Below are 21,535 nucleotides of genomic sequence, written 5' to 3' on the forward strand. Positions count from 1 at the left end.
CGTGGCGAACGTGAGGCATTTGCAGCGTCGCGCCGGGTTGCCTCAGAGGGACGAGTCCTCGCCCGCAGGGGCGGCGGCCTCTTCATCCCGCAGAGCGGGCTGTTCCGTCCGTCCCCGGAAGGCGGCCCCCTTGGCTGTCCGCGATTCGACGCGTTCCACGATGCGGTCGACGACCCGTTGAGGGTCCTTCCACTTCAGCGCCAGCCGGTCGTGGTCCATCCCGTGTTCGGAGACGATGTCTCGCAATTGTTCGAGGCCGAGCTCGCTCAGGCTCGAACGCAGTCCCGTCTCGCCGGATTCGGCGAGCACCGCGAACGGGTCGATCACTCCCGGGGCTCGTCGGCTACGCCTTGGGCGTTCTGCCGACCGAGGTGCGGTCTGCGCATCGGGAGACGTCAGCGCCTTGGCCAACGCTCGGGCGAAGCGTGTCGTGCGTGCGGCTTCGGATGCCACCACGGCGAGGACACCTACGAGCGTCGCCGCGAGCTCAGGGTCGGAGGCGCCGAGCTTAGTCAGGGCTTCTTCGGCCTCCCGCACCCGTGCATTCAGGAGTCCGTTGTCATCGGGCCGACTGCCGCTCTGCTCGGTCACGCCTTCTCCTCGACCATTTCAATAAATTCCTGCGTCATACCACGGAAAGCGTCGAAACCGCCCTGGTATCCGTACTTCTGGCGCAGCGTACTGCGACCGACGAACTCCGCCGAACCGGCGATGTCGTTCTTCTCGGGAATGAAGGTCGGCAGCACTGCGGGGAGCTTATTGTCGCCCTGAAGTCGCCTGACAGTGTTCCAGTGGACTGTCGAATTTGCCTTGTATTTCGTGATGACGATACCGATCTCTTTGATGGTCTCCCCCAGGTCGTCGGCGAAGGCCCGCACCCGCCGCTGGATCTGAGGGATGCCGTAGGTGGACAGGACGTCGGGAATCGTCGGGATGATGTATCCCTCGGAGATGCGCAGACCGTTCAAAGTGACAATGCCGAGGTTGGGAGGGCAGTCGACGAGCACGTAGTCATAGTCGTCAATGATCTTCCGGATCGCCTTGCGCAGAAGATCGGTGGGGTTGTTGGCGTGGAAACGCCCCCTGGGCATGGACGCCAGGCGGTCCTGGACGTCGATGAGGTCCAGCGAGGACGGCAGGAGGTCCACCTTCGTCACCGCGTCCACGGAAGAGACATTGCGTTGGAGTGTTTTCTCCAGGTCGAACTCCAGAGGCTCGTCCTCGGGCCGAAGGGCATCCTTGAACAGAGTCGCCAGAGTGTACCCATCGTCGTTCAGTTCCCCCCACCTCTCCTCCCCGATCAAGACCGTGGTCAGATTGGTCTGCGGATCGAGATCGACTACCAGGACCCGCTTGCGGAACTCTGCGGAGAGGCACTCCGCGAGTCCGGCCGTGGTCGTGGTCTTCCCGACTCCGCCCTTCAGATTGATGGCCGAGATGACGTGGGCTTTGGATACCATGTGCTTCTTTCTCCATTTGAGGTAGTGCTGAATCTCACTCGCCCGGAAAACCGGGCCGCTCCGCAGGTCCGCGAGGGGAGCAGGGAAGTATTTGTCACGAGCGCGCCAATTCGCTACGACGGTCCGGCCAACCCCCGCCATCCCCGCCACTTCGAACAGTCCGACGAGTTGGTCTTCAGCCTCGGACATGCCCGCCATGACAGCTCCTCGTGAACGGCCTTCACGCTTACTCATCAAGCGTGAAGGCCGTTCACAATCACCGTCAATCCCCAACTTTGTTGGCTGGGAGCACGGTTACACTCACGCGCCCCCTTGCGCGCGGGTTTACGCCGGGTGCGTTCCGCCCATACCGTCTTCCGTCCGAGGTAGCGGGCTCGCAGCCCCAAGCGCCTGCGAGCGAGGCGACGAGGAGCAGATCGCATCCGGACTCGCTGCCCGCATCAGACGTCGGCGCGGGAGACGCTCCCCTCAGGCATCCATGACCTCGATGCGCAGGGCACCAGCCGTGAGGACCATGGGCAAGGCAGGCAAGGCGGCCCGTACGCGGCGAGTTCCGCAATGAGGGAGGAAACCGCAAACCGTGCCCTCGTCACTGGCTGCTATCTCCAAGCGGTCCCGCTGGTCTGCAATCCAGCGTTCGGCGGCATGGCGGGCTCGCGTGGGCGCCGTGTCTGCTGGTGAAACGTAAGGCGGAAGTGGTGAGTCGTGATGGTCGGCCCCCCGGTGACGATGATGACCTGCCGGCCCACCCCACCGAGAGTGACGAAGCACTTCTACATCGTGAAAGGTGCCGCGTGGTACCGAGAGGCGACTATCCCGGGGCGGAGGGCGGGATGTGCGCAGGTACGGCCTTAACCTGGCCGGACGTTCGACAGTTCGCCCCTGGTGCGACGGCAGTGGGCAGCGGTACGGGATGGCAGCACAGGCGGGCGGTTCGGGGGCCCACCGGCGGTGAGGCGGACGTACAGACGAGGTGGCGACCCGTTCCGGGCGCTAGGGCGGCAGACCAGGGTCGTGCGGGTACGGGCCGGGATGAGCCAGAGGGAGCTGGGCGACCGGCTCGGCTACGGGGAGGCGACTAGAGCGGGATGACGGACGCGTCAGCCCGAACTGCTGTGCACAGGGGATGAGTTGCTGGAATGCAGGGGACTACTGGCTGCGACTGCGGAGGATGTGGAGCGGATATCCCCGATCGAAAACTTGCTGGGGGACCAATGAACGATGCAGAACCCGCGCGCCATGTTTGGTTCAAGAGCAACTACAACAGCAACGAGGGCGGTGAATGCGTGGAGGTCGCCTGCTCCGGCGTCACACGCGAGATGGCGCCGACGATGGCCTGGGTCTGACCTTTCGTACGTGCCGAAGTGGTGGAGCACGTTCGCCTCGTGCAGCGGGAGGCTGCGACACGCCTTCCATTCTTCTTCGGTGCTCGGGGAACGTGAACGGGACTCGAAGATCGGGAGGCTGTTCACGTCCCAGCGTGACGTGCTGGACTACGCCGCCCAGGATCCGGCGAACCCCGCCCTGCAGCCCCTCCTCGACCTCGGCGGCCCAGCATGGAACGCCGCCCCTCAGGAGAGCGAGAGCAGACGCCGCAGACCATGATGTGCCAACTAGAATTCTCAGTGACATCGGGGATCTGCATTTAGGGTGACCCCCATGACAGAGATCAACAAGTTCCAGGTGACCTTCGACTGTGCGGACCCCGAGCGCGTGGGGCGTTTCTGGTGCGAGGTGCTGGGATATGTCGCACCGGAGCCGCCGGAGGGGTTCGACTCCTGGGACGCGTACAACGCCTCGCTGCCCGCGGAGGAGCGGAACACGTGGTTCGCGGCCTCCGACCCCACCGGGGCCGGTCCGCGCCTGTACTTCCAGAAGGTCCCCGAGGGCAAGGTCGCCAAGAACCGGCTGCACCTCGATGTCCGGGTGGGCATCGGGCTCAAGGGCGAGGAGCGGCTTGCCGTACTTGAGGCCGAGTGCGCGCGGTTGCTGCCGCTCGGCGCCAAGCGCGGGCAGTTGCTGCTCGCCGACGAGGAGAACGAGTCCTGCCTCAACATGCAGGACGTCGAGGGCAACGAGTTCTGCCTCGACTGAGATGACCGACCCCCGGCCCGACCCGGCCGCCCTGTACCCCGAGGTCGCCGCGCACGGCAGCCTCGCCGCCGCCCTGCGGGCCGTTGCGGCGGGCGGCCTGGACGCGGTCCCGCTCAGTTCGCCGGACGGAGAGCCGCTGCTCGACGCGGGCGCCGCCACCACGCTGCCGCACCGGAGGCCCTTGCGGGTCAGCGCCTGGCGGTACGAACGGCGCTGGCGCATCTCGGGCGACGACGCCTTCCAGTCGCTGCCCGTGCTGGGCGGCGAGACCGACGACCTGGCGCACGTGGCCCGGGCGGTCCGGGGCTGGCACGACGGGGAGCCCCTGGAGGACATCCACCGGGCGGCGCCCTTCGCGCGGCCGACGGGCCGGTTCGAGGTGCCGGACCTGGACCCCGGGCGCCTGGCCGAGTCCGAGTGGCAGGGGCTGCGGCAGCAGGCGGCCGGGCTCCCCTGTCCCTGGGCCCCGGCGTACCGCTCGCTGATCGAGGCGGCGTACGCCGAGCCGGTGCTGCGGGCGCTCTACCCGTTCACGAGCCACTGGGCGCTCCGGTTCTCCACCACGACGCGTCCGCTCCTGACCGTAGTCGGGCCGTCCGTCGCCGCGAACGGGGAGGGGGCGTTCGCGGTGAGCGGCGGCCCCGGCGCCGCGGGTGAGTTCGCCACCGCCCGGGCGGCCGTCGCCGCGGCGCTCGTCCGTCTTCCGGCCGACCCGGGCCCCGTAGCGCTCGGCGCGCCACCGGAGTAGGCGCCCGGCCACGTACGCTCGCGCCCATGCCCGCCCCCTCCCCCGCACCCCGTCTGCACCGCGTCGCCGTTCTCGTGCTCGACGGGGCGAAGCCGCTCGACGTGGGCATCCCGGCCCAGGTGTTCACGACCCGGGCGAGCATGCCGTACGAGGTACGGGTGTGCGGGGCGGCCCCGGGGCCGGTGACCGGGGGCGACGGGCTCGCCTACCACGTGACGCACGGGCTCGAAGCGCTGGCCTGGGCGGACATCGTGTTCGTACCGGGGTACCGGCAGCCGGACCGGGAGGATCCGCCCCGGGCCGTGATCGAGGCGCTGGTGGCCGCCCACGAGCGGGGGGCGCGGCTCGCCGCCATCTCGACCGGGGCGTTCGCGCTCGCCGCGACCGGGCTGCTCGACGGCCGCCGGGCCACCACGCACTGGCACTACACCCGGGCGCTCGCCGCGAAGTACCCGCTGGTCCGGGTGGACGAGAACGTGCTGTTCGTGGACGAGGGCAGCGTCCTCACCTCGGCGGGCGCCGCGTCCGGGATCGACCTGTGCCTGCACGTCCTGCGCGGCGACCTGGGCATCGCCGCGTCCAACCACGCGGCCCGGCGGCTCGTCGCGGCCCCGTACCGCAGCGGCGGGCAGGCGCAGTACGTGCCGCGCAGCGTCCCGGAGCCGCTGGGCGAGCGGTTCGCGGCCACCCGGGAGTGGGCGCTGCACCGGCTCGGCGAACCCCTCACGCTCGACGCGCTGGCCCGGCACGCGGCGGTGTCGCCCCGCACGTTCTCGCGGCGGTTCGCGGAGGACACCGGGTACACACCGATGCAGTGGGTGATGCGGGCCCGTATCGACATGGCCCGCGAACTCCTCGAACGCTCGGAGCGGGCCGTCGAGCAGATCGCCGCCGATGTGGGGCTCGGGACCGGCGCGAATCTGCGGCTGCACTTCCAGCGCATCCTGGGCACCACCCCGAGCGAGTACCGGCGCACCTTCACCCGGGGCGAATAGGGGCGAATGGGGGGTGGGCCGCCGCCACGCCCCGCTGGCGGGATCCTTGCGGACCGTGGCGATCCCGCCGCTGTCCGGGGCGCGCGGCGCGCGCGATCGTGGAGGGCGAAGAGAGAAGGGACATCTCACGTGACTCGCATCGCCATCAACGGATTCGGCCGCATCGGACGCAACGTGCTGCGCGCGCTGCTCGAACGCGACAGCGACCTCGACCTGGTCGCCGTCAACGACCTCTCGGAGCCCGCCACCCTCGCCCGGCTGCTGGCGTTCGACACCACCGCGGGCCGCCTCGGCCGCCCGGTGACCGTGGACGGGGACACGCTCGTCGTGGACGGCCGCCGCATCAAGGTGCTCGCCGAGCGGGAGCCCGCGCGGCTGCCCTGGGCGGAGCTGGGCGTCGACATCGCCGTGGAGGCCACCGGCCGCTTCACCTCGGCGAAGGCCGCCCGCGCCCACCTCGACGCCGGGGCGAAGCGGGTGCTGGTCGCCGCGCCCTCGGACGGGGCGGACGTGACGCTCGCGTACGGCGTCAACAGCGAGGCGTACGACCCCGAGCTGCACACGGTCGTGTCGAACGCCTCCTGCACCACCAACGCGCTCGCGCCGCTGGCCAAGGTCCTGGACGACCTCGCCGGCATCGAGCACGGCTTCATGACGACCGTGCACGCCTACACCCAGGAGCAGAACCTCCAGGACGGCCCGCACCGCGACGCCCGCCGCGCCCGCGCCGCCGGGGTCAACATCGTGCCGACCACGACCGGCGCCGCGAAGGCGATCGGGCTCGTGCTGCCCCGGCTGGACGGCAAGCTGTCGGGCGACTCCATCCGGGTGCCGGTCCCGGTCGGCTCGATCGTGGAGCTGAACACCACCGTGGCACGGGACGTGACGCGCGATCAGGTGCTGGAGGCGTACCGGACGGCCGCTGAGGGCCCGCTCGCGGGCGTACTCGAATACTCCGAGGACCCGCTCGTGTCGGCCGACATCACCGGCAACCCGGCGTCGTCCATCTTCGACTCGGAGCTGACCCGGGTCGACGGGCGCCACGTCAAGGTGTCGGCCTGGTACGACAACGAGTGGGGCTTCTCCAACCGGGTGATCGACACGCTCACCCTGCTGGCCGGCCGCTAGGAAACGGGTCGGGGGCGGCCACGGACCGCCCCCGACTCCCCTGCCCCCGCGCCGAGTTCACCTTCCGTTCGCCGTGCAACCTTCTCCGCGCCGCACGTGTCTCCTATGCGAGCCCTCACACCTCGTACGCCATTGGCTCCACGTACGCGACCAAGGAGAATTTTGTGGGCATTCGCACCATGCTGACCGTGGCCGTGTGCGCCGCCACGGCGCTGACCGGCGGCGTGGCCGTCGCGGCGCCGGGGGGCGCGCACGCGGGCACGGCCGGGGGAACGGCAACCACCACCGTCCGCGAGGACTTCAACGGCGACGGGTACCAGGACGTCGTCGTCGGCACGACGCACGCGTCGGTGAACGGGCAGCCCTACTCCGGATACCTCACCATCGCCTACGGTTCGGCGCAGGGCCTGAGCGCCGCCCGCACGACGACCATCGACCAGAGCACCCCGGGGGTGCCGGGCGAACCCAGTGAGGGCAATCTGTTCGGCCTCCGGCTGGTCCCCGCCGACCTCGACCACGACGGGCTGACGGACCTGGCGGTGTACACGTACGAAGCCCTCCCCACCAACCGGGGTTCGGTCATCGTGCTGTGGGGCCGCACCGGCGGCATCACGGGCGAGGGCGCGGTACGCATCCCCGGGCCCGAGAGCGGCGAGATGGGGAACAACGTCATCGCCGGCGACTTCAACGGCGACGGCGACACGGACCTGATGCTGGCGCACGGCTGGGGCGACGGGGACCTCGAACAGCGGAGCGTGCTGTACGGGCCGTTCAGCCGGGCCGGGAAGCCGGTCCGCGAGCAGCGGGTGACCATGTTCACGTCGGACAACTTCATGTCCGACCCGGCCGTGGGCGACTTCAACGGCGACGGCATCGACGACCTGTGCACCTTCTTCAGCTACGAGGAGCACGCCGAGGGCGGGAGCCTGTGGCTGGGCACCCCGCAGGGCCTGTCGACCACTTCCACCCGGCTGCCCTCCGGCACGTCCCCGACGGTCGGCGACTTCGACAAGGACGGCAAGGACGACCTCGCCGTCCGGGTGGTGCCGAACGGCATCTACGAGGACTTCCCCACGGACCCGGGCACCGTCAAGATCTATTACGGCTCCGCGTCCGGTCCGAGCACCACCCGGACCAAGACGATCACCCAGGACACCGCGGGCGTCCCGGGCGTCAGCGAGAAGGGCGACCAGTTCGGCGCCCGGCTCAGCGCGGGCGACGTCAACGGCGACGGCTACGACGACCTCGCGGTGGGCGTGCCATTCGAGGCCCTGGAGTCGAAGGCGGGCGCGGGCGCGGTGGTCCTGCTGAAGGGCGGGCCCGGCGGGCTGAGCGGCACCGGCTCCAAGTCGTTCCACCAGGACACGGCGGGCATGCCCGGGGTGGCGGAGAAGGGCGACCACTTCGGCGCCTCGGTGCGGCTGCTGGACGTCACCGGGGACGGCAGGGCGGAGCTGACGGCCGGTGCGCCGGACGAGGACCTGGAGGCGATCGCGGACGGCGGTGCGGTGTGGTCGCTGCGCGGCACCTCGACGGGGCTGACGACGACCGGCGCCCTCGCCTTCAACCCGGTCGACCTGGGCATCCTGGCGAAGCAGGCCCGGTTCGGCCTGAACCTGGGCGGTGACAACGGGTTCGGTCTCTACAACTGACGAGCACGCCGTGAGGGGCCCGTTCCGCCGACGCGGAACGGGCCCCTCACGGCGTCGTCGCGGGCGTCAGGCGCGCTCGTCGCGGTCCTTGGCCTCGCGCTCGGCGTTCCGCTCCTTGATGCGGATGTTCTCCTTGCGGACGTCCGCCTGGGTGGCGCGCTCCTTCTGCAGCCACTCGGGGTTGTCCTGCTTCAGGGCCTCGATCTGTTCGGTGGTCAGCGCCTCGGTGACCCCGCCGCGGGCCAGGCCCGAGATGGAGACGCCCAGCTTGGACGCGACGACCGGGCGGGGGTGCGGGCCGTTGTTCCGCAGGTCGCGCAGCCACTCGGGCGGATCGGCCTGGAGGGCCGCCAGCTCGGCGCGCGAGACGACACCCTCCTGGAATTCGGCGGGGGTGGCGTCGAGGTACACACCCAGCTTCTTCGCCGCGGTCGCGGGCTTCATCGTCTGGGTGGTCTGGTGGGACTTCATGGGGTCAAGGGTATCCAGCGCGTGCGGCGCCCTCGACCACGGCCGGTAACCTGGCGGGGTGACAGGCCCCGAAGCAACCCCCTCGTTCCGGCTGGCGTACGTCCCCGGAGTGACTCCCGCCAAATGGGTGCGGATCTGGAACGAGCGCCTGCCGGACATCCCGCTGCACCTCGTCCAGGTCCCCGCGCTCGGCGCCCAGGAGCTGCTGCGCGCCGGTGACGCCGACGCGGCGTTCCTCCGGCTGCCGGTGGAGGGCACGGACCTCAGCGCGATCCCGCTGTACACGGAGACCACGGTCGTCGTGGTCCCGAAGGACCACCTGATCGCGGCGGTGGACGAGCTGTCGGTCGCGGAGCTGGCCGACGAGATCGTGCTCCACCCGATGGACGACGCCCTGCCCTGGGAGCAGCTGCCCGGCCGCCCGGCGCTGGAGCGGCCGGCGACCACGGGGGACGCCGTCGAGCTGGTCGCGGCGGGGATCGGGGTCCTCGTGGTCCCCCAGTCGCTGGCCCGGCTGCACCACCGCAAGGACCTGACGTACCGGACGGTGACGGACGCGCCGGAGTCGCGCGTCGCGCTGTCCTGGCCGCAGGAGAAGACCACCGACCAGGTGGAGGACTTCATCGGCATCGTCCGCGGCCGTACGGTGAACAGCTCGCGCGGCCGGGCGGGGGCGGCGCCCGCCGCTCAGCCGAAGGCGAAGGCCAAGGACAAGGCGAAGCGCGCTTCCGGTACGGGGGCGGGGAAGGGCTCCCGGGGCGGCGCGGGAGGCTCCGGCGGCTCCAAGGCGGCCAAGGGCGCGCGCGGCGCCGCCGCCAAGCGCGGGAAGCCCCGCCGGAGGCCGTAGCCGGGCCGTTGTCAGACCCGCCTGGCAGCATCGGGGAGCATGACGCACACCGAACGCCCGATGCCGCCCCTCGACGCCGACGAGCGCACCGGCCTGGAGAGCTGGCTCGACTTCTACCGGGCCACCGTGGCCCAGAAGTGCGAGGACCTCACCGACGAGCAGGCGCGCAGTGCCTCCGTACCGCCGTCGTCGCTGACGCCGATGGGGCTCGTCCAGCACCTCGCGGAGGTCGAGCGGAACTGGTTCCGGCGGGTCCTGACCGGTGAGGACGTACCGTCGCTGTACGACCCGCCGGCCGGTCCGGGGGTCCACAGCGGAGGATTCGGCCTTTCCGCGGACGCCGCCTTCTCCGATGCCCTGGCGGTCTGGCGGGAGGAGGTCGCCGTGTCCCGCGCGGTCTGCGCCGAGCGCTCGCTGGAGGACTCGGCGCCCTTCATGGGCGGCGAGGTGAAGCTCCGCTGGATCTACCACCACATGATCGGCGAGTACGCCCGCCACAGCGGTCACGCCGATCTGCTCCGGGAGCGGATCGACGGCAGCACCGGTATCTGACGGGCCGGGTTTCCGGGTCGCTCCGGGGAGATGTCAGGATGGGATCCATGACGAGCCAGGTTTTCTTCGACATCACCATCAACGACGAGCCCGCCGGGCGGATCGTCTTCAATCTGTTCGACGACATCGTTCCCAAGACCGCCGAGAACTTCCGCCAGCTGGCGACCGGCCAGAACGGCTTCGGTTACAAGGGCTCCTCCTTCCACCGGGTCATCCCGGAGTTCATGCTCCAGGGAGGCGACTTCACGCGCGGCGACGGCACGGGCGGCAAGAGCATCTACGGCAACAAGTTCCCGGACGAGAACTTCGAGCTGAAGCACACCAAGCCGGGCCTGCTGTCGATGGCCAACGCCGGTCCGAACTCGAACGGGTCGCAGTTCTTCATCACCACGATCGTGACGTCCTGGCTGGACGGCAAGCACGTCGTCTTCGGCGAGGTCGCCGACGAGGACAGCATGGTCCTGGTCAAGCGCATCGAGGGCCTCGGCTCGCAGAGCGGCCGCACCCAGGCGAAGGTCACCATCGCGGACTCCGGCATCCTCTGATCCCGGATCCCCGGCTGACCGAACGCGCCGTCCGACGTTTCCCGTCGGGCGGCGCGTTTCCGCATTCGGAAACACGTTCATTGTCAACCTTCGGTTGACACTCCATGACTGTCAACTTACGGTTGACACATGACGAATCCCGTAGTGCCGTCGCAGCCCGTCCGCCTGGACGACCTGATCGCGGCCATCAAGAAGGTGCACTCCGACGCCCTGGACCAGCTTCAGGACGCCGTCATCGCCGCCGACCACCTCGGCGACGTCGCCGACCACCTGATCGGCCACTTCGTGGACCAAGCGCGCCGCTCCGGCGCCTCCTGGACCGACATCGGCAAGAGCATGGGCGTGACCCGGCAGGCCGCCCAGAAGCGCTTCGTCGCCAAGGACCCCGGCGAGGGCACCGCCCTCGACCCGAGCCAGGGCTTCGGCCGCTTCACGCAGCGCGCCAAGAACGTGGTGATGGCGGCCCAGAACGAGGCCCGGGCAGCCGGCAACGCCGAGATCGGCACCGAGCACCTCGTCCTCGGCCTGCTCAGCGAGCCCGAGGGCCTGGCGGCGGCGTTCATCAAGGCGCAGGACGTGGCCCTGGACTCCGTCCGGCAGGCGGCCACCGCCGCGCTCCCCCCGGCCACCGAGGGCGAGATCCCCGAGCTGATCCCGTACAACGGTGACGCGCGCAAGGCGCTGGAGCTGACCTTCCGCGAGGCCCTGCGGATGGGGCACAACTACGTCGGCACCGAGCACATCCTGCTCGCCCTGCTGGAGCACGAGGACGGCTCCGGCGTGCTCAGCGGTCTCGGCATCGACAAGGCAGCCGCCGAGCAGGCGATCACCTACGCGCTGTCGATCCTCGTCTCCAAGCAGCAGGCGTCCGGCACGGACAAGTGACCCCCGCCCGGTGGAACCGCGCCGTCGGCTGAACGTGTCGCACCGGCCGTCCCGCGCCCGGCCTCTACGTTCTCGGCGTGAGTACGTATGAGACAGGAGCGGGGCGGCGCGGGCGGCTCCTCAGGCTCGGTGAGTGGTGCGCCCGCCACTGCGTGGTGGTCCTCGTCCTGTGGCTGCTGGCGCTCGGCGGGCTGCACGTCCTGCAGAGCGCCTTCGGAGGCACGTACTCCGACGACTTCGATCTGTCCGGTACGCAGTCCAGCACCGGTGCCGACCTGCTGCGGGCGCACGACCCGGCCGCGGGCGGCACCGGCGCGCAGGTGGTCCTGCACGACGCGCAGAAACCGCTGACGGACGTGAGCGACCAGGTCGGCCAGGTGGTCGGGAACCTGGAGAAGCTGCCGCACGTCCTCTCCGCCCAGAACCCGTTGCCCTCGTCGTCCTCGGCCACCTCCACCGCGCTGTCGAAGGACGGGAAGACCGCGTACATCACCGTCCGGTTCGACGTGAACCCGACCTCGCTGGACGACTCCTACCTCGACCAGGTCGACACCGCGGTGCAGCCGCTGCGCAGCGCCGGGGTGCAGGTGGAGTACGGCGGTCCGCTCGGCGAGCTCGCCCGGCCCGAGACCAAGGACTTCACCAGCGAGGCCATCGGCTTCGCGGTCGCGGTGGTCGTCCTGCTGATCGGCTTCGGCAGCGTCCTCGCCGCGGGCCTGCCGCTGGTCACCGCGCTGATCGCGGTGATCGTGGGGGTGAGCTGTCTGGGGCTGCTGGCCGCGCTGACCACCTTCGCCAGTGTCTCGCCCACGCTCGCCACCATGATCGGGCTCGGCGTCGGCATCGACTACGCGCTCTTCCTGATCACCCGCCACCGCCAGCTCGTCATGGACGGCGACGATCCCGTGCGGGCCGCCGGGCGGGCGGTGGCCACCAGCGGGCGCGCCGTGCTGGTCTCCGGCTGCACCGTCGTCGTCGCGCTCGCCGGTCTCTACGTCTCGCGCGTGACGTTCATCGGCAAGCTCGGGGCCGCCGCCGCGGTCACCGTCGTCACCGCGGTCCTCGGCGCGCTCACGCTGGTGCCCGCCCTGCTGGGGCTCGTCGGCCGGCGGATCGACCGCTTCCGGGTCCGGCCGCCGGTCGCCGAGGGCGGGGCCGGGGCGGGCGTCGCCCAGCAGGGCGGCTGGCACCGCTACGCGCGCCGGGTCGAGCGCCGGCCGTGGTGGTTCCTGGTCGCCGGGGCGGTCGTGGTGGGCGTCCTGGCCATCCCGCTGTTCTCGATCCGGCTCGGGCACATCGACGACGGGGCGGATCCGACGAGCTTCACGGACCGGCGCGCGTTCGACCTGGTCTCCTCGGCCTTCGGGCCCGGCGCCAACGGACCGCTCACCCTGGTGGTCGACCAGCGCTCGGTGCCGGACGCTGACCGTTCGGCGCTCGCGTCGAACCTGAAGAAGGCGCTCACGGACGTGCCGGGCGCGGCGAGCGTCAGCGCGCTCCAGCCGACGAGCGACGACGCGCTGCTCGTCGGGACCGCGGTCTCGAAGGACGCCCCGCAGGACGCGGGGACGACGGACCTGTTCAAGCGCCTCAAGGACGACGCGCTGCCGGAAGGGGTGAAGGGCACGGCCGCCTCGGGCTATGTGACCGGGACGACCGCCGCCCAGGAGGACTTCCTCGCGATCATCGCGGCCCGGCTGCCCGGGATCATCGCCGTCGTGGTGGGCCTCGCCTTCCTCATCATCCTGATCGTCTTCCGGGGTGTGCTGGTCGCGCTGAAGGCCGCCGTCCTCAACCTCCTCTCGATCGCCGCCTCGTACGGGGTGGTGGTGGCGGTCTTCCAGTGGGGCTGGGGCGGGCCCTCGCTGGGCGTGTCGGGGACCGTGCCGATCGAGAGCTACGTCCCGATGATGATGTTCGCCATCGTCTTCGGGCTGAGCATGGACTACGAGGTGTTCCTGATCTCCCGGGTGCACGAGGCGTGGCTGCGCACCCGGGACAGCCGGGACGCGGTGGCGCACGGCCTGGAGATCACGGCCCGGGTGATCACCTGCGCCGCGCTCATCATGGTCAGCGTCTTCGCGGCGTTCATCCTCAGCGACGACATCGTGGTCAAGATGCTGGGCCTGGGCCTCGCGGTCAGCGTGCTGATCGACGCCACGGTCGTACGGCTGCTGCTCGTCCCGGCCGTGATGACGCTGCTGGGGCGCGCGGCGTGGTGGTCGCCGAGGTGGCTGGACCGGGTGCTGCCGCACATCGACACGGAGGGCTCCGACGGGTCTCCGCCTACTCCAGGCGCAGGCTCCAGCGGCGCGAGCGGCCGGTGAGGGTGACGGTGGAGAGCGGGCCGACGTCGACGTTCCAGTACGTGGACGGCGGGGCCTTCAGCGCGTAGACGAGCGCCGCCCGGACCACGGCGGGTTCGGCGACGGCGACGATCGCGCCGTCACAGGCGGGGCGGGTGTCCAGCCAGCCGCCTATCCGCGAGATGAACGCGAGCAGCGGTTCACCGCCGTGCGGCGCGGAGCGCGGGTCCGCCAGCCAGGCGTCGACGGCGGCCGGTTCGAGGGCGGTGACCTCGGCGAGCGTACGGCCCCGCCAGCGTCCCATGTCGCAGTCGCGCAGGGCCGGTTGCACCAGCGGGTGGAAGCCCAGTGCCTCACCGGTCGCGCGGCTGCGCGGGGTCGGCGAGCAGTAGCGCAGCTCGGCGGAGCCCAGCGGCGCCAGGGCCGGGGCGGCGAACTGCACCGCGTACCAGCCGGCCTCGTCGAGCGGCCGGTCGTCGTCGAAACGCTCGCCGAGCAGGGCGGAGCCGCGCGCCGCGGCGAGGAGCGTGACCCGAACACTCATGGCCGCGATCGTGGGGCGGATCGCGACGCGGGTCAAGAGGTCGTTCGGGCACTCCTACGCCCGAGTAGGAATCAGGGCGGCGGGCGTGCCCTCCCAGGCCGTACGCAGCCGGCGGACGCCCTCCGCGATCTCCGGTGGCCCGGCGACCGAGGCGAAGCTCAGGCGGATGTGCGGGGCCGGGGGTTCGGCGGAGAAGTACGGGCGCCCCGGGGCGACGGCCACGCCCGCGCGCAGGGCCTCCTGGACCATCGCGGACTCGTCCGTGCCCGCCTCGGAGCCGGGCAGGGTCAGCCAGAGGTAGCCGCCGCCGGACGGGATGTGCGGGAGGCCGAGGCCCGGCAGGGCCGTCCGCAGCGCCGCCGTCATCGCCGTACGGCGGGCGCCCAGCTCGGCGGAGACGGCGCGCAGGTGGCGGGCCCAGGCGGGCGAGCCGACCAGTTCGAGCGCGGCCTCCTGGAGCGGCCGGGGGACGAAGAAGCTGTCCACGACCTGGATGGAGCGCAGCCGTTCCAGGGCCGGGCCCCGGGCGGCGAGCGCGCCCACCCGCAGGCTGGGCGAGGCGGCCTTGGTGAGCGAACGGGAGTGGACGACGACGCCGTCGGGGTCGTCGGCGGCGAGCGGCGCCGGGAGCGGGCCCGCGTCGTCGTGCGCCAGGAGGCGGGCGAAGTCGTCCTCGATGACGAAGGCCCCCGCCTCCCGGGCGATCCGGACCACCTCGGGGCGCCGGGCCGGGGAGAGCACGGTGCCCGTCGGGTTCTGGAACAGCGGCTGGCAGACGAAGACGCGGGCCCCGGTCGCCCGGAAGGCGGCGGCGAGCAGGTCGGGCCGGACGCCCTCGGAGTCCACCGGGACCGGCACCGGCCGCAGCCCGGCCGCGCGGGCGGCCGCCAGCATACCGGGGTACGTGGGCGACTCGACCAGCACGGGCGCGCCGGGCGGGGCGAGGGCCCGCAGCGCGGTGGCCAGGGCGCTCTGCCCGCCCGCGGTGATCAGCACGTCGGCGGCGCCGAGCGAGGGCCCGATGTCCCGGGCGAACCAGGCGCGCAGCTCGGTGAGCCCGTCGACCGGCGGGCGGCTCCACGCGCCGGGGCGTCGGCCGGCCCGGGCCAGGGCGGCGGCCAGGGCCCGTTCGGGCTGGAGCGAGGCGTGCAGATAGCCGCCGTTGAGCTCGATGACCCCGGTGGGCGGGGGGACGAGGCTGACCAGGAGGCCGGAGGCGTCGACGCTGCGGGGCACCGCCTCCGGGGAGCCGTCTCCGCTGAGCGAGACCTCCTGCCAGGAGGTGTCACCGGCCGGGGGCGCCGGACGGGCGGAGGGCTGGGCCCGGTAGGCGCCGGAGCCGGGGCGGGTCACGACGAGCCCTTCGGCGGCGAGCTGGGCGACGGCCCGCGACACGGTCACGGGACTGGCCCGGAAGCGTTCCACCAGGGCACGGCTGGAGGGCAGCTTCTCACCCGGGGAGTAGCGGTCCAGCTCGGTTCGCAGGGCTGTGACCAGATCCGCCACACTGCTACGCTCATGCATGAGAGCAGAGAGTAGCGCTACCGCACCGAACACGATAGCGGTCACCCCCGCCGACGGCCGCCCGCGCCCGCCCGCCCCGGTCTCCGCCCCGGCCCGCCGGGGCACGCTGCTCGCGCTGCTGGGCGTGGTGACGTTCTCGCTGACCTTCCCCTCCACCGCCTGGGGTCTGGAGAGCTTCGGCCCCTGGTCCCTGGTCGCGCTGCGCAGCCTGCTCGCGGCGGTGCTGTCCGGCGGTTTCCTCCTCGCGGCCCGGGTGCGGGTGCCGGCGCGGGAGGCCTGGGCGGGGCTCGCCGTCGTGGCCGGCGGGGTGGTGGTCGGCTTCCCGCTCCTGACGACGCTGGCGCTGCGGACGTCCACGACCTCGCACGCCGCGGTGGTCGTGGGGCTGCTCCCGCTGACCACGGCGGTCTTCTCCTCGCTGCGGACGGGGGCGCGCCCGCCCCGGGCCTTCTGGGCGGCGGCGGTGGCCGGGGCGGCCGTGGTGATCGCCTTCACCGTGGCGCAGAGCGGCGGGGCGCTGTCGGCCGGGGACCTCTTCCTGTTCGGCGCGCTCCTGGTGTGCGCGGCCGGGTACACCGAGGGCGGCAGGCTGGCGAAGGTGATGCCGGGCTGGCAGGTGACCGGCTGGGCGCTGATCCTCACCCTGCCGCTCAACCTCGCGGGCGCCGCCGTCGCGCTGGCGTACGAGCCGGTGCGGCTCGGCGTGCACGGGATCGTCGGGCTGGTCTGGGTGGCGGCCGGCTCCACGTTCCTCGGGCTGTACGTCTGGTACCGGGGCATGGCCGAGATCGGGGTCGCCCGGGCCAGCCAGCTCCAGCTCGCGCAGCCGCTGCTGACGCTGTTCTGGTCGTTCTTCCTGCTCGGCAAGGAGGTCTCGGCGGCGGCCCCGGCGGCGGCCGTCGCGGTCCTGGTCTGCATCGCGCTCACCCAGCGCGCGACGCGGACCCGGTCCTAGACTGGTCAGCAGCACGGCACCGCACGCCACCCGCGAGGAGGTCACTCCCCATGGAGGCACACAAGGGCGACCGGCTGCTGACGCACGGCAGGACCGTGGGACAGCACGACCGGGTCGCGGAGATCGTGGAAGTGCTCGGAGACCGGGGCACTCCCCCGTACCGCGTCCGCTTCGACGACGGACACGAACATCTGCTCGCACCGGGCCCCGACACCGTCGTCCAGCACACGGGCTGCGCGGCGGGCCGGGACGCGGACATCACGTAACGGCTCAGCGCGGCGGCCTCGCGCGCGACCGGTAGTGGTCGGCGACCACCCGGTCCATCGCGCCGATCCGGTCCGCCGCCACGCTCTTCGCCGAGAAGTACGCGTGGCCGCGGACCTGGTCGTGACCGGCCGCGAGGTCGATGTGGCGGGACAGCTCCGCCGGGTCCTGCCAGGCGGCGGGCTGGGCCGGGTCGCCGCACTTGTACAGCGCCTCGCCGATGAACAGGTCGACGCCCGTGCCGCGTACCGTGTCGGACCACCACGGCACGAGCTCGGCGTAGTCGGCGGCGGCGTTGCCGATGTGCCAGTACAGCTGCGGGACGACGTAGTCCAGCCAGCCCTTCTTGATCCAGCCGCGCGTGTCCGCGTACAGATCGTCGTACGTCTGCACCCCGGCCCTCGTCCGTGAGCCCGCCGGGTCCGTGTCCGCGTTGCGCCAGACCCCGAAGGGGCTGACGCCGAAGCGGACGCCGGGCTTCAGCGCCTTGACGCGCTCGGACATCTCGCGCACCAGCCGGTCCGTGTTGTCGCGGCGCCAGGCCGCCCGGTCCGGGAACCCGGCGCCGTACTTCTCGTAGGCGGCGCCGTCCGCGAAGCTCTGGCCGGCCACCGGGTACGGGTAGAAGTAGTCGTCCCAGTGCACGGCGTCGACGTCGTAGCGGCGGACCGCGTCGAGCATCGCGTCCTGGACGAAGGCGCGGACCTCGGGCAGACCCGGGTTGTAGTAGAGCTTGCCGCCGTACGGGAGCACCCAGCCGGGATTGCGGCGCGCGGGGTGCGAGGGGGTCAGCCGGGACGGGTCGGTGTGGTTGGCGACCCGGTACGGGTTGAACCAGGCGTGCAGCTCCAGGCCCCGGTCGTGCGCCTCCCGGACGGCGGTGCCCAGTGGGTCCCAGCCGGGGTCCTTGCCCTGCGTCCCGGTCAGGCACTCGGCCCACGGCTCGTACGCGGAGGGCCAGAGCGCGTCGGCGGTCGGGCGGACCTGGAGGATCACCGCGTTCAGCTTCCGCGCCACCGCCCGGTCGAGGAGGGCGGTCAGCTCGTCCCGCTGCGCGGCGGCGGGCAGGCCCGGCCGCGACGGCCAGTCCGTGTTGGCGACGGTCGCCACCCACACGCCGCGCAGCTCGCGCCGCACCACGTCGCGCGCGGCGGCGGAGCCCGGCAATCCGCGCGCCCGCCGGGGCCGCGCGGCCGCGTCACCGGCGACCGCCGCCGCGCCCACCACCCCGGCGACCGTCCCGGCCGCACCCGTCACGAACCCTCTCCGGGCCATACCTCGCATCGCATCGCACCCGCTCTCTCTCCGTACACGTCGAAGCCCCGCCGTATGCCCGCATTCCGGGCACCGGGGGTGTCCAGAGCCGAGCATGCACGCCCCGGCCTGCTATCCCTGGTAAGGCGCGGAGTAACGTCGGGGAGTCGTGGTGGAACCCGGAACCAGACGGAAGCCGCCGAACGGGAACAGCGAAAGGCACGAGGTGACGGACTCTATGGCCGACATTGCACGCGTCGGAGTGGTGGGCTGCGGCCAGATGGGCGCCGGCATCGCGGAGGTGTGCGCGCGCAGCGGCCTCGACGTCAAGGTGGCCGAGACGACCGGCGAGGCGCTGGAGATCGGCCGGACCCGGCTCCACAACTCCCTGTCGAAGGCCGCCGAGCGCGGCAAGATCACGGCGGAGGAGCGCGACGAGACCCTGGCCCGGCTCAGCTTCACCACGGACCTCGGCGAGTTCGCCGACCGCGACCTCGTCATCGAGGCCGTCGTGGAGAACGAGCAGGTCAAGACCGAGATCTTCCAGGTGCTCGACCAGGTCGTGACCCGCCCGGACGCGATCCTGGCCTCCAACACCTCCTCGATCCCGCTGGTGAAGCTGGCCGTCGCGACCTCCCGCCCGGACCAGGTCATCGGCATCCACTTCTTCAACCCGGCGCCGGTGCAGAAGCTCGTGGAGCTGATCCCCGCGCTGACCACGTCGGACGAGACGATCAAGCGCTCGGAGGCCGTGGTCCAGGACATACTGGGCAAGCACCCGATCCGCGCCCAGGACCGTTCCGGCTTCGTCGTCAACGCCCTGCTGATCCCGTACCTCCTCTCGGCGATCCGGATGTTCGAGTCGGGCATCGCCAGCCGCGAGGACATCGACAACGGCATGGAGATGGGCTGCGCCCACCCGATGGGCCCGCTCAAGCTCGCGGACCTCATCGGCCTGGACACGGTCGCCTCGGTCGCCGACTCCATGTACGCCGAATACAAGGAGCCCCTGTACGCCGCTCCCCCGCTCCTCCAGCGCATGGTCGACGCGGGGCGGCTCGGCCGGAAGACGGGGTCGGGGTTCTACCCGTACGCGTGACGCCTCCGGCCCGTACGTGCGGGGGCCGAGAAACCCTCGCACGTACGGGGCAGGGCTCAGCCCTGTCGTAAGTGGTGCAGCATCAGCAGGGCCGCCGCCATGCCCGCTGCCGGGATCTCGCCGGTGGATATCAGGTCGGGGACCAGCTTGAGGGGGACCCACTCGCGGCGGGAGGACTCGAAGGCGTCGTGCGGATCGCCCGTCCAGTGCGCCTCCTCGGACCAGTAGAAGTGGTGCCGGGCGTCGGTGAGGCCGTTGGACGGTTCCACGGTCAGGAGGGGGTGGAGGGGGCCGGGGCGCCAGCCGGTCTCCTCCTCCATTTCGCGGGCGGCCGCGTCCGGCAGGGACTCGCCGTCCTCGACCACGCCCGCCGCCAGCTCCCAGCCCCAGCTGTCGGTGATGAAGCGGTGGCGCCAGAGCAGCAGCACCTCGTTCGCCGCGTTGACCACGGTGGCCGCCGCGACCGGGCGCAGCCGGATCACGAAGTGGTCGAGCCGGGCGCCGTCGGGGAGTTCGACATCGGCCAGGTTGACCCGGAACCACGGGTTCTCGTACACGGGTTGTTCGTTCAGGTTCGTCCACTGCACGTTTCTGCCACCTTTCGATCGTTGGTGGCGGTATCGCAGCAGACTTCGGCTCACAGCGGTACGCGCAGCGCCCCCTCCACGCGTTCGGCGGCCCGTTCCGCGTCGGCGCTCCCGCTGGCGGCCAGGTCCGCCCGGACCGCCCGCAGCCGGTCGCGCAGGCGCTGCGACTCCATGCCCCGGGCCCGGTCCGCCATCTCGACCGCCGTGGCCGCGGCCCGGTCCGCCTCGCCCCGGCGGAGCTCGACCGTGGTGAGCATGGCGAGGCGGTGGACCCGGCCCCGGTCGTGGGCGGGGGTCCGGACCGCGGCCACCGCGTGCTCCCGGGCCGCCGGCAGGTCCCCGAGGCTCAGCAGCGCCTCCGCCACCTGCACATCGACCAGACCCGGCTGCACATAGCCCGTCTCGTCCGGTTCCCGGCCCGGCCGGATGCGGGCGGCCTCGGACTCGGCGCGGCCGATGCACGCCAGCGCGCTCGCCCGGTCGCCGAGCCTCGCGTACGCCTTGGCCTGCATCGCGTGCAGGTCGGCGGCGAGCGCGGGCGTGATCTCGCGCCCGGCCGCGCGCAGAGCCGCCTCGGCGAAGGCGACGGACTGGCGGAACTCGGCGAGGAACAGCGACTGGTTGACCAGCAACGCGATCACATAGCCGCCGAGCGCCCGGTCCCCGCTCGCCTTGGCCAGCCGCAGCGCCTGGTGGAAGTAGCGCTGGGCGAGGCCGTGCGCGTCGGAGTCGTAGGCGCAGATGCCCGCGACGGCCACCAACGCGCCTGTCGCGCGGTGCAGCTGACGGCCCGTCGCATCGCTGTAGCCGCCGCGCAGCAGCGGGGCGGCCCCGGCGTTGAGGAAGCCGACGACGCGCGCCCGCGTCGCGATCCCGCCCGCCTTCCGGTACATCAGTTCGTAGTGGTCACGGGCGGCCCGCAGCGTTGCCAGGTCGGGCGCGCCGACCCTGGACGGCCCGGCCCGCGACACATCGGTGTCCTCCGGCGGGTTCTCCCACTCCCAGACGGGCATCACGGCACCGGTCCCGGTCACGGCCGGGGCGGCGACGACGTGCGGGCGCTGCTGGGCGTCGCAGCGCCACACCGCGGTGGCCCGTTCCACGAAGCCGGTGAGCGAGGAGCCCTGGACGGGCGGGTGGCCAGCGTCGGGGGCCGCCATGCCGATGTCGTCCAGTGAAACGGCCCGGCGCAGGCGGTTTCCCAGCACCTCGCAGATCAGATCGGGCACCTGGCCGCGCGGGCGCTGGCCCTTCAGCCAGCGGGCGACGGCGGTGTGTTCGTAGCGCAGTCCGAGACCGCGCGCACGGCCGGCCCGGTTCACATGGGCGGCCAGTCCGGCCCGGGAGACGCCCGCCTCCTCGATCAGGGCCTCCAGCGCGGTATTGGGCTCCTTGGGCCCCATGTCCCCCTCCGGTGGTTCGGCACGCCTGGACGTGTCGCCCCAGTGGAGCACGATTCACACGGGGTGTGAACGGAATGCCCGAACCGTCCCGCCGCGCACGCTGCCGCGGCGGCCCCGGGCTCGCTTGAATGATTCCCCTCGCAGGGCGCGAACGGGCCGTCTGCTCCCCCTCGTACAGCAGGGCGGCCCGCATCCGCGCAGTCCACCCCGCCGGCCTGCCCG

22 protein-coding genes are annotated in these 21,535 nt (G+C 71.9%); 14 read left to right on the plus strand and 8 right to left on the minus strand.

What is annotated here, in order from left to right:
• Nucleotides 1-42: 42 nt before the first annotated feature.
• On the minus strand, nt 43-591 hold the full coding sequence (locus tag AMK18_RS23610) for a hypothetical protein (RefSeq protein WP_073864400.1): 549 nt from the start codon (nt 589-591) through the stop codon (nt 43-45).
• Nucleotides 588-1,658, minus strand: a complete 1,071-nt coding sequence (locus tag AMK18_RS23615) for an AAA family ATPase (RefSeq protein ID WP_198957066.1) — start codon at nt 1,656-1,658, stop codon at nt 588-590. Before AMK18_RS23615 ends, AMK18_RS23610 begins: the two co-directional genes overlap by 4 nt.
• 1,016 nt (nt 1,659-2,674) lie before the next feature.
• Between AMK18_RS23615 and AMK18_RS34520 the strand changes: the two genes are divergently transcribed.
• The 6 genes from AMK18_RS34520 (at nt 2,675) to AMK18_RS23645 (ending at nt 8,077) form a co-directional block, all read left to right on the plus strand.
• Complete coding sequence (locus AMK18_RS34520; protein WP_107422360.1) at nt 2,675-2,806, plus strand: DUF397 domain-containing protein; 132 nt, start codon at nt 2,675-2,677, stop codon at nt 2,804-2,806.
• 313 nt (nt 2,807-3,119) lie between these two features.
• On the plus strand, nt 3,120-3,554 hold the full coding sequence (locus AMK18_RS23625) for a VOC family protein (protein ID WP_073864401.1): 435 nt from the start codon (nt 3,120-3,122) through the stop codon (nt 3,552-3,554).
• 1 nt (nt 3,555) lies between these two features.
• A complete protein-coding gene (locus AMK18_RS23630) occupies nt 3,556-4,302 on the plus strand; it encodes a DUF6193 family natural product biosynthesis protein (RefSeq protein WP_073864402.1) in 747 nt (248 codons plus the stop codon).
• A 26-nt stretch (nt 4,303-4,328) separates the two neighbouring features.
• Nucleotides 4,329-5,297, plus strand: coding sequence for a GlxA family transcriptional regulator (locus AMK18_RS23635; RefSeq protein WP_018103815.1), 969 nt, complete (start codon nt 4,329-4,331; stop codon nt 5,295-5,297).
• A 129-nt stretch (nt 5,298-5,426) separates the two neighbouring features.
• Nucleotides 5,427-6,425, plus strand: coding sequence for a type I glyceraldehyde-3-phosphate dehydrogenase (gene gap / locus AMK18_RS23640; protein ID WP_073864403.1), 999 nt, complete (start codon nt 5,427-5,429; stop codon nt 6,423-6,425).
• Nucleotides 6,426-6,589: 164 nt separating this feature from the next.
• Nucleotides 6,590-8,077 (plus strand): FG-GAP and VCBS repeat-containing protein, encoded by a 1,488-nt coding sequence (locus tag AMK18_RS23645; protein ID WP_241836632.1) that lies wholly within the window; start codon nt 6,590-6,592, stop codon nt 8,075-8,077.
• A 66-nt stretch (nt 8,078-8,143) separates the two neighbouring features.
• Here AMK18_RS23645 and AMK18_RS23650 read toward each other — a convergent pair whose 3' ends face one another.
• Nucleotides 8,144-8,548 carry a DUF5997 family protein gene (locus AMK18_RS23650; protein WP_073864405.1) on the minus strand — a complete coding sequence of 135 codons (405 nt, stop codon included), beginning with the start codon at nt 8,546-8,548 and terminating at the stop codon, nt 8,144-8,146.
• A gap of 58 nt (nt 8,549-8,606) precedes the next feature.
• On the opposite strand from AMK18_RS23650, the gene AMK18_RS23655 reads away from it, so the two are divergent.
• The 5 genes from AMK18_RS23655 to AMK18_RS23675 all read left to right on the plus strand — a co-directional run bounded on the left by AMK18_RS23655 (nt 8,607) and on the right by AMK18_RS23675 (nt 13,704).
• Entirely contained in the window at nt 8,607-9,395 is a 789-nt protein-coding gene (locus tag AMK18_RS23655; protein WP_198957067.1) for a LysR family substrate-binding domain-containing protein, read from the plus strand.
• A gap of 39 nt (nt 9,396-9,434) precedes the next feature.
• Nucleotides 9,435-9,947, plus strand: a complete 513-nt coding sequence (locus AMK18_RS23660; RefSeq protein WP_073864407.1) for a DinB family protein — start codon at nt 9,435-9,437, stop codon at nt 9,945-9,947.
• A 47-nt stretch (nt 9,948-9,994) separates the two neighbouring features.
• Nucleotides 9,995-10,492 (plus strand): peptidylprolyl isomerase, encoded by a 498-nt coding sequence (locus AMK18_RS23665; protein WP_018103809.1) that lies wholly within the window; start codon nt 9,995-9,997, stop codon nt 10,490-10,492.
• A gap of 129 nt (nt 10,493-10,621) precedes the next feature.
• Entirely contained in the window at nt 10,622-11,377 is a 756-nt protein-coding gene (locus tag AMK18_RS23670; RefSeq protein ID WP_026171611.1) for a Clp protease N-terminal domain-containing protein, read from the plus strand.
• 77 nt (nt 11,378-11,454) lie between these two features.
• Complete coding sequence (locus AMK18_RS23675; RefSeq protein ID WP_198957068.1) at nt 11,455-13,704, plus strand: MMPL family transporter; 2,250 nt, start codon at nt 11,455-11,457, stop codon at nt 13,702-13,704.
• On the opposite strand, the gene AMK18_RS23680 is transcribed toward AMK18_RS23675, so the two are convergent.
• Nucleotides 13,664-14,227: a histidine phosphatase family protein gene (locus AMK18_RS23680; RefSeq protein WP_198957069.1), complete on the minus strand. Its 564-nt coding sequence runs from the start codon at nt 14,225-14,227 to the stop codon at nt 13,664-13,666. The two genes, AMK18_RS23675 and AMK18_RS23680, sit on opposite strands and share 41 nt — an antisense overlap.
• Nucleotides 14,228-14,281: 54 nt before the next feature.
• Nucleotides 14,282-15,751 carry an aminotransferase-like domain-containing protein gene (locus tag AMK18_RS23685; protein ID WP_073864409.1) on the minus strand — a complete coding sequence of 490 codons (1,470 nt, stop codon included), beginning with the start codon at nt 15,749-15,751 and terminating at the stop codon, nt 14,282-14,284.
• Here AMK18_RS23685 and AMK18_RS23690 point away from each other — a divergent pair.
• Together AMK18_RS23690 and AMK18_RS23695 are read left to right on the plus strand one after the other, a co-directional pair.
• Entirely contained in the window at nt 15,750-16,706 is a 957-nt protein-coding gene (locus AMK18_RS23690) for a DMT family transporter (protein ID WP_073864410.1), read from the plus strand. The two genes, AMK18_RS23685 and AMK18_RS23690, sit on opposite strands and share 2 nt — an antisense overlap.
• A gap of 50 nt (nt 16,707-16,756) precedes the next feature.
• Nucleotides 16,757-16,972, plus strand: coding sequence for a DUF1918 domain-containing protein (locus AMK18_RS23695; RefSeq protein WP_018103803.1), 216 nt, complete (start codon nt 16,757-16,759; stop codon nt 16,970-16,972).
• Between the two features lie 4 nt (nt 16,973-16,976).
• Here AMK18_RS23695 and AMK18_RS23700 read toward each other — a convergent pair whose 3' ends face one another.
• Entirely contained in the window at nt 16,977-18,254 is a 1,278-nt protein-coding gene (locus AMK18_RS23700; RefSeq protein ID WP_443333231.1) for a glycoside hydrolase family 10 protein, read from the minus strand.
• A gap of 208 nt (nt 18,255-18,462) precedes the next feature.
• Here AMK18_RS23700 and AMK18_RS23705 point away from each other — a divergent pair, with 208 nt between their 5' ends.
• Nucleotides 18,463-19,323: a 3-hydroxybutyryl-CoA dehydrogenase gene (locus tag AMK18_RS23705; RefSeq protein WP_073864412.1), complete on the plus strand. Its 861-nt coding sequence runs from the start codon at nt 18,463-18,465 to the stop codon at nt 19,321-19,323.
• A 56-nt stretch (nt 19,324-19,379) separates the two neighbouring features.
• Here the strand turns inward: AMK18_RS23705 and AMK18_RS23710 are convergent, their stop codons facing one another.
• Both AMK18_RS23710 and AMK18_RS23715 read right to left on the minus strand, forming a co-directional pair.
• Nucleotides 19,380-19,910, minus strand: coding sequence for an NUDIX hydrolase (locus AMK18_RS23710; RefSeq protein ID WP_018103800.1), 531 nt, complete (start codon nt 19,908-19,910; stop codon nt 19,380-19,382).
• 50 nt (nt 19,911-19,960) lie between these two features.
• Entirely contained in the window at nt 19,961-21,313 is a 1,353-nt protein-coding gene (locus AMK18_RS23715; protein ID WP_073864413.1) for a transcriptional regulator, read from the minus strand.
• Between the last annotated feature and the right edge of the window lie 222 nt (nt 21,314-21,535).

The organism is Streptomyces sp. CB01249, assembly GCF_001905735.1.
Lineage (GTDB): Bacteria > Actinomycetota > Actinomycetes > Streptomycetales > Streptomycetaceae > Streptomyces.

Bases quoted from the DNA above. Each gene is read 5' to 3' on its own strand.
- AMK18_RS23705 (WP_073864412.1), top strand. From the start codon at position 18,463: ATGGCCGACATTGCACGCGTCGGAGTGGTGGGCTGCGGCCAGATGGGC.
- AMK18_RS23670 (WP_026171611.1), top strand. From the start codon at position 10,622: ATGACGAATCCCGTAGTGCCGTCGCAGCCCGTCCGCCTGGACGACCTG.
- AMK18_RS23630 (WP_073864402.1), top strand. From the start codon at position 3,556: ATGACCGACCCCCGGCCCGACCCGGCCGCCCTGTACCCCGAGGTCGCC.
- AMK18_RS23690 (WP_073864410.1), top strand. From the start codon at position 15,750: ATGAGAGCAGAGAGTAGCGCTACCGCACCGAACACGATAGCGGTCACC.
- AMK18_RS23680 (WP_198957069.1), bottom strand. From the start codon at position 14,227: ATGAGTGTTCGGGTCACGCTCCTCGCCGCGGCGCGCGGCTCCGCCCTG.
- AMK18_RS23685 (WP_073864409.1), bottom strand. From the start codon at position 15,751: ATGCATGAGCGTAGCAGTGTGGCGGATCTGGTCACAGCCCTGCGAACC.
- AMK18_RS23715 (WP_073864413.1), bottom strand. From the start codon at position 21,313: ATGGGGCCCAAGGAGCCCAATACCGCGCTGGAGGCCCTGATCGAGGAG.
- AMK18_RS23625 (WP_073864401.1), top strand. From the start codon at position 3,120: ATGACAGAGATCAACAAGTTCCAGGTGACCTTCGACTGTGCGGACCCC.
- AMK18_RS23700 (WP_443333231.1), bottom strand. From the start codon at position 18,254: ATGCGAGGTATGGCCCGGAGAGGGTTCGTGACGGGTGCGGCCGGGACG.
- AMK18_RS23665 (WP_018103809.1), top strand. From the start codon at position 9,995: ATGACGAGCCAGGTTTTCTTCGACATCACCATCAACGACGAGCCCGCC.
- AMK18_RS23660 (WP_073864407.1), top strand. From the start codon at position 9,435: ATGACGCACACCGAACGCCCGATGCCGCCCCTCGACGCCGACGAGCGC.
- AMK18_RS23615 (WP_198957066.1), bottom strand. From the start codon at position 1,658: ATGGCGGGCATGTCCGAGGCTGAAGACCAACTCGTCGGACTGTTCGAA.
- AMK18_RS23650 (WP_073864405.1), bottom strand. From the start codon at position 8,548: ATGAAGTCCCACCAGACCACCCAGACGATGAAGCCCGCGACCGCGGCG.
- AMK18_RS23635 (WP_018103815.1), top strand. From the start codon at position 4,329: ATGCCCGCCCCCTCCCCCGCACCCCGTCTGCACCGCGTCGCCGTTCTC.
- AMK18_RS23695 (WP_018103803.1), top strand. From the start codon at position 16,757: ATGGAGGCACACAAGGGCGACCGGCTGCTGACGCACGGCAGGACCGTG.
- AMK18_RS34520 (WP_107422360.1), top strand. From the start codon at position 2,675: ATGAACGATGCAGAACCCGCGCGCCATGTTTGGTTCAAGAGCAACTAC.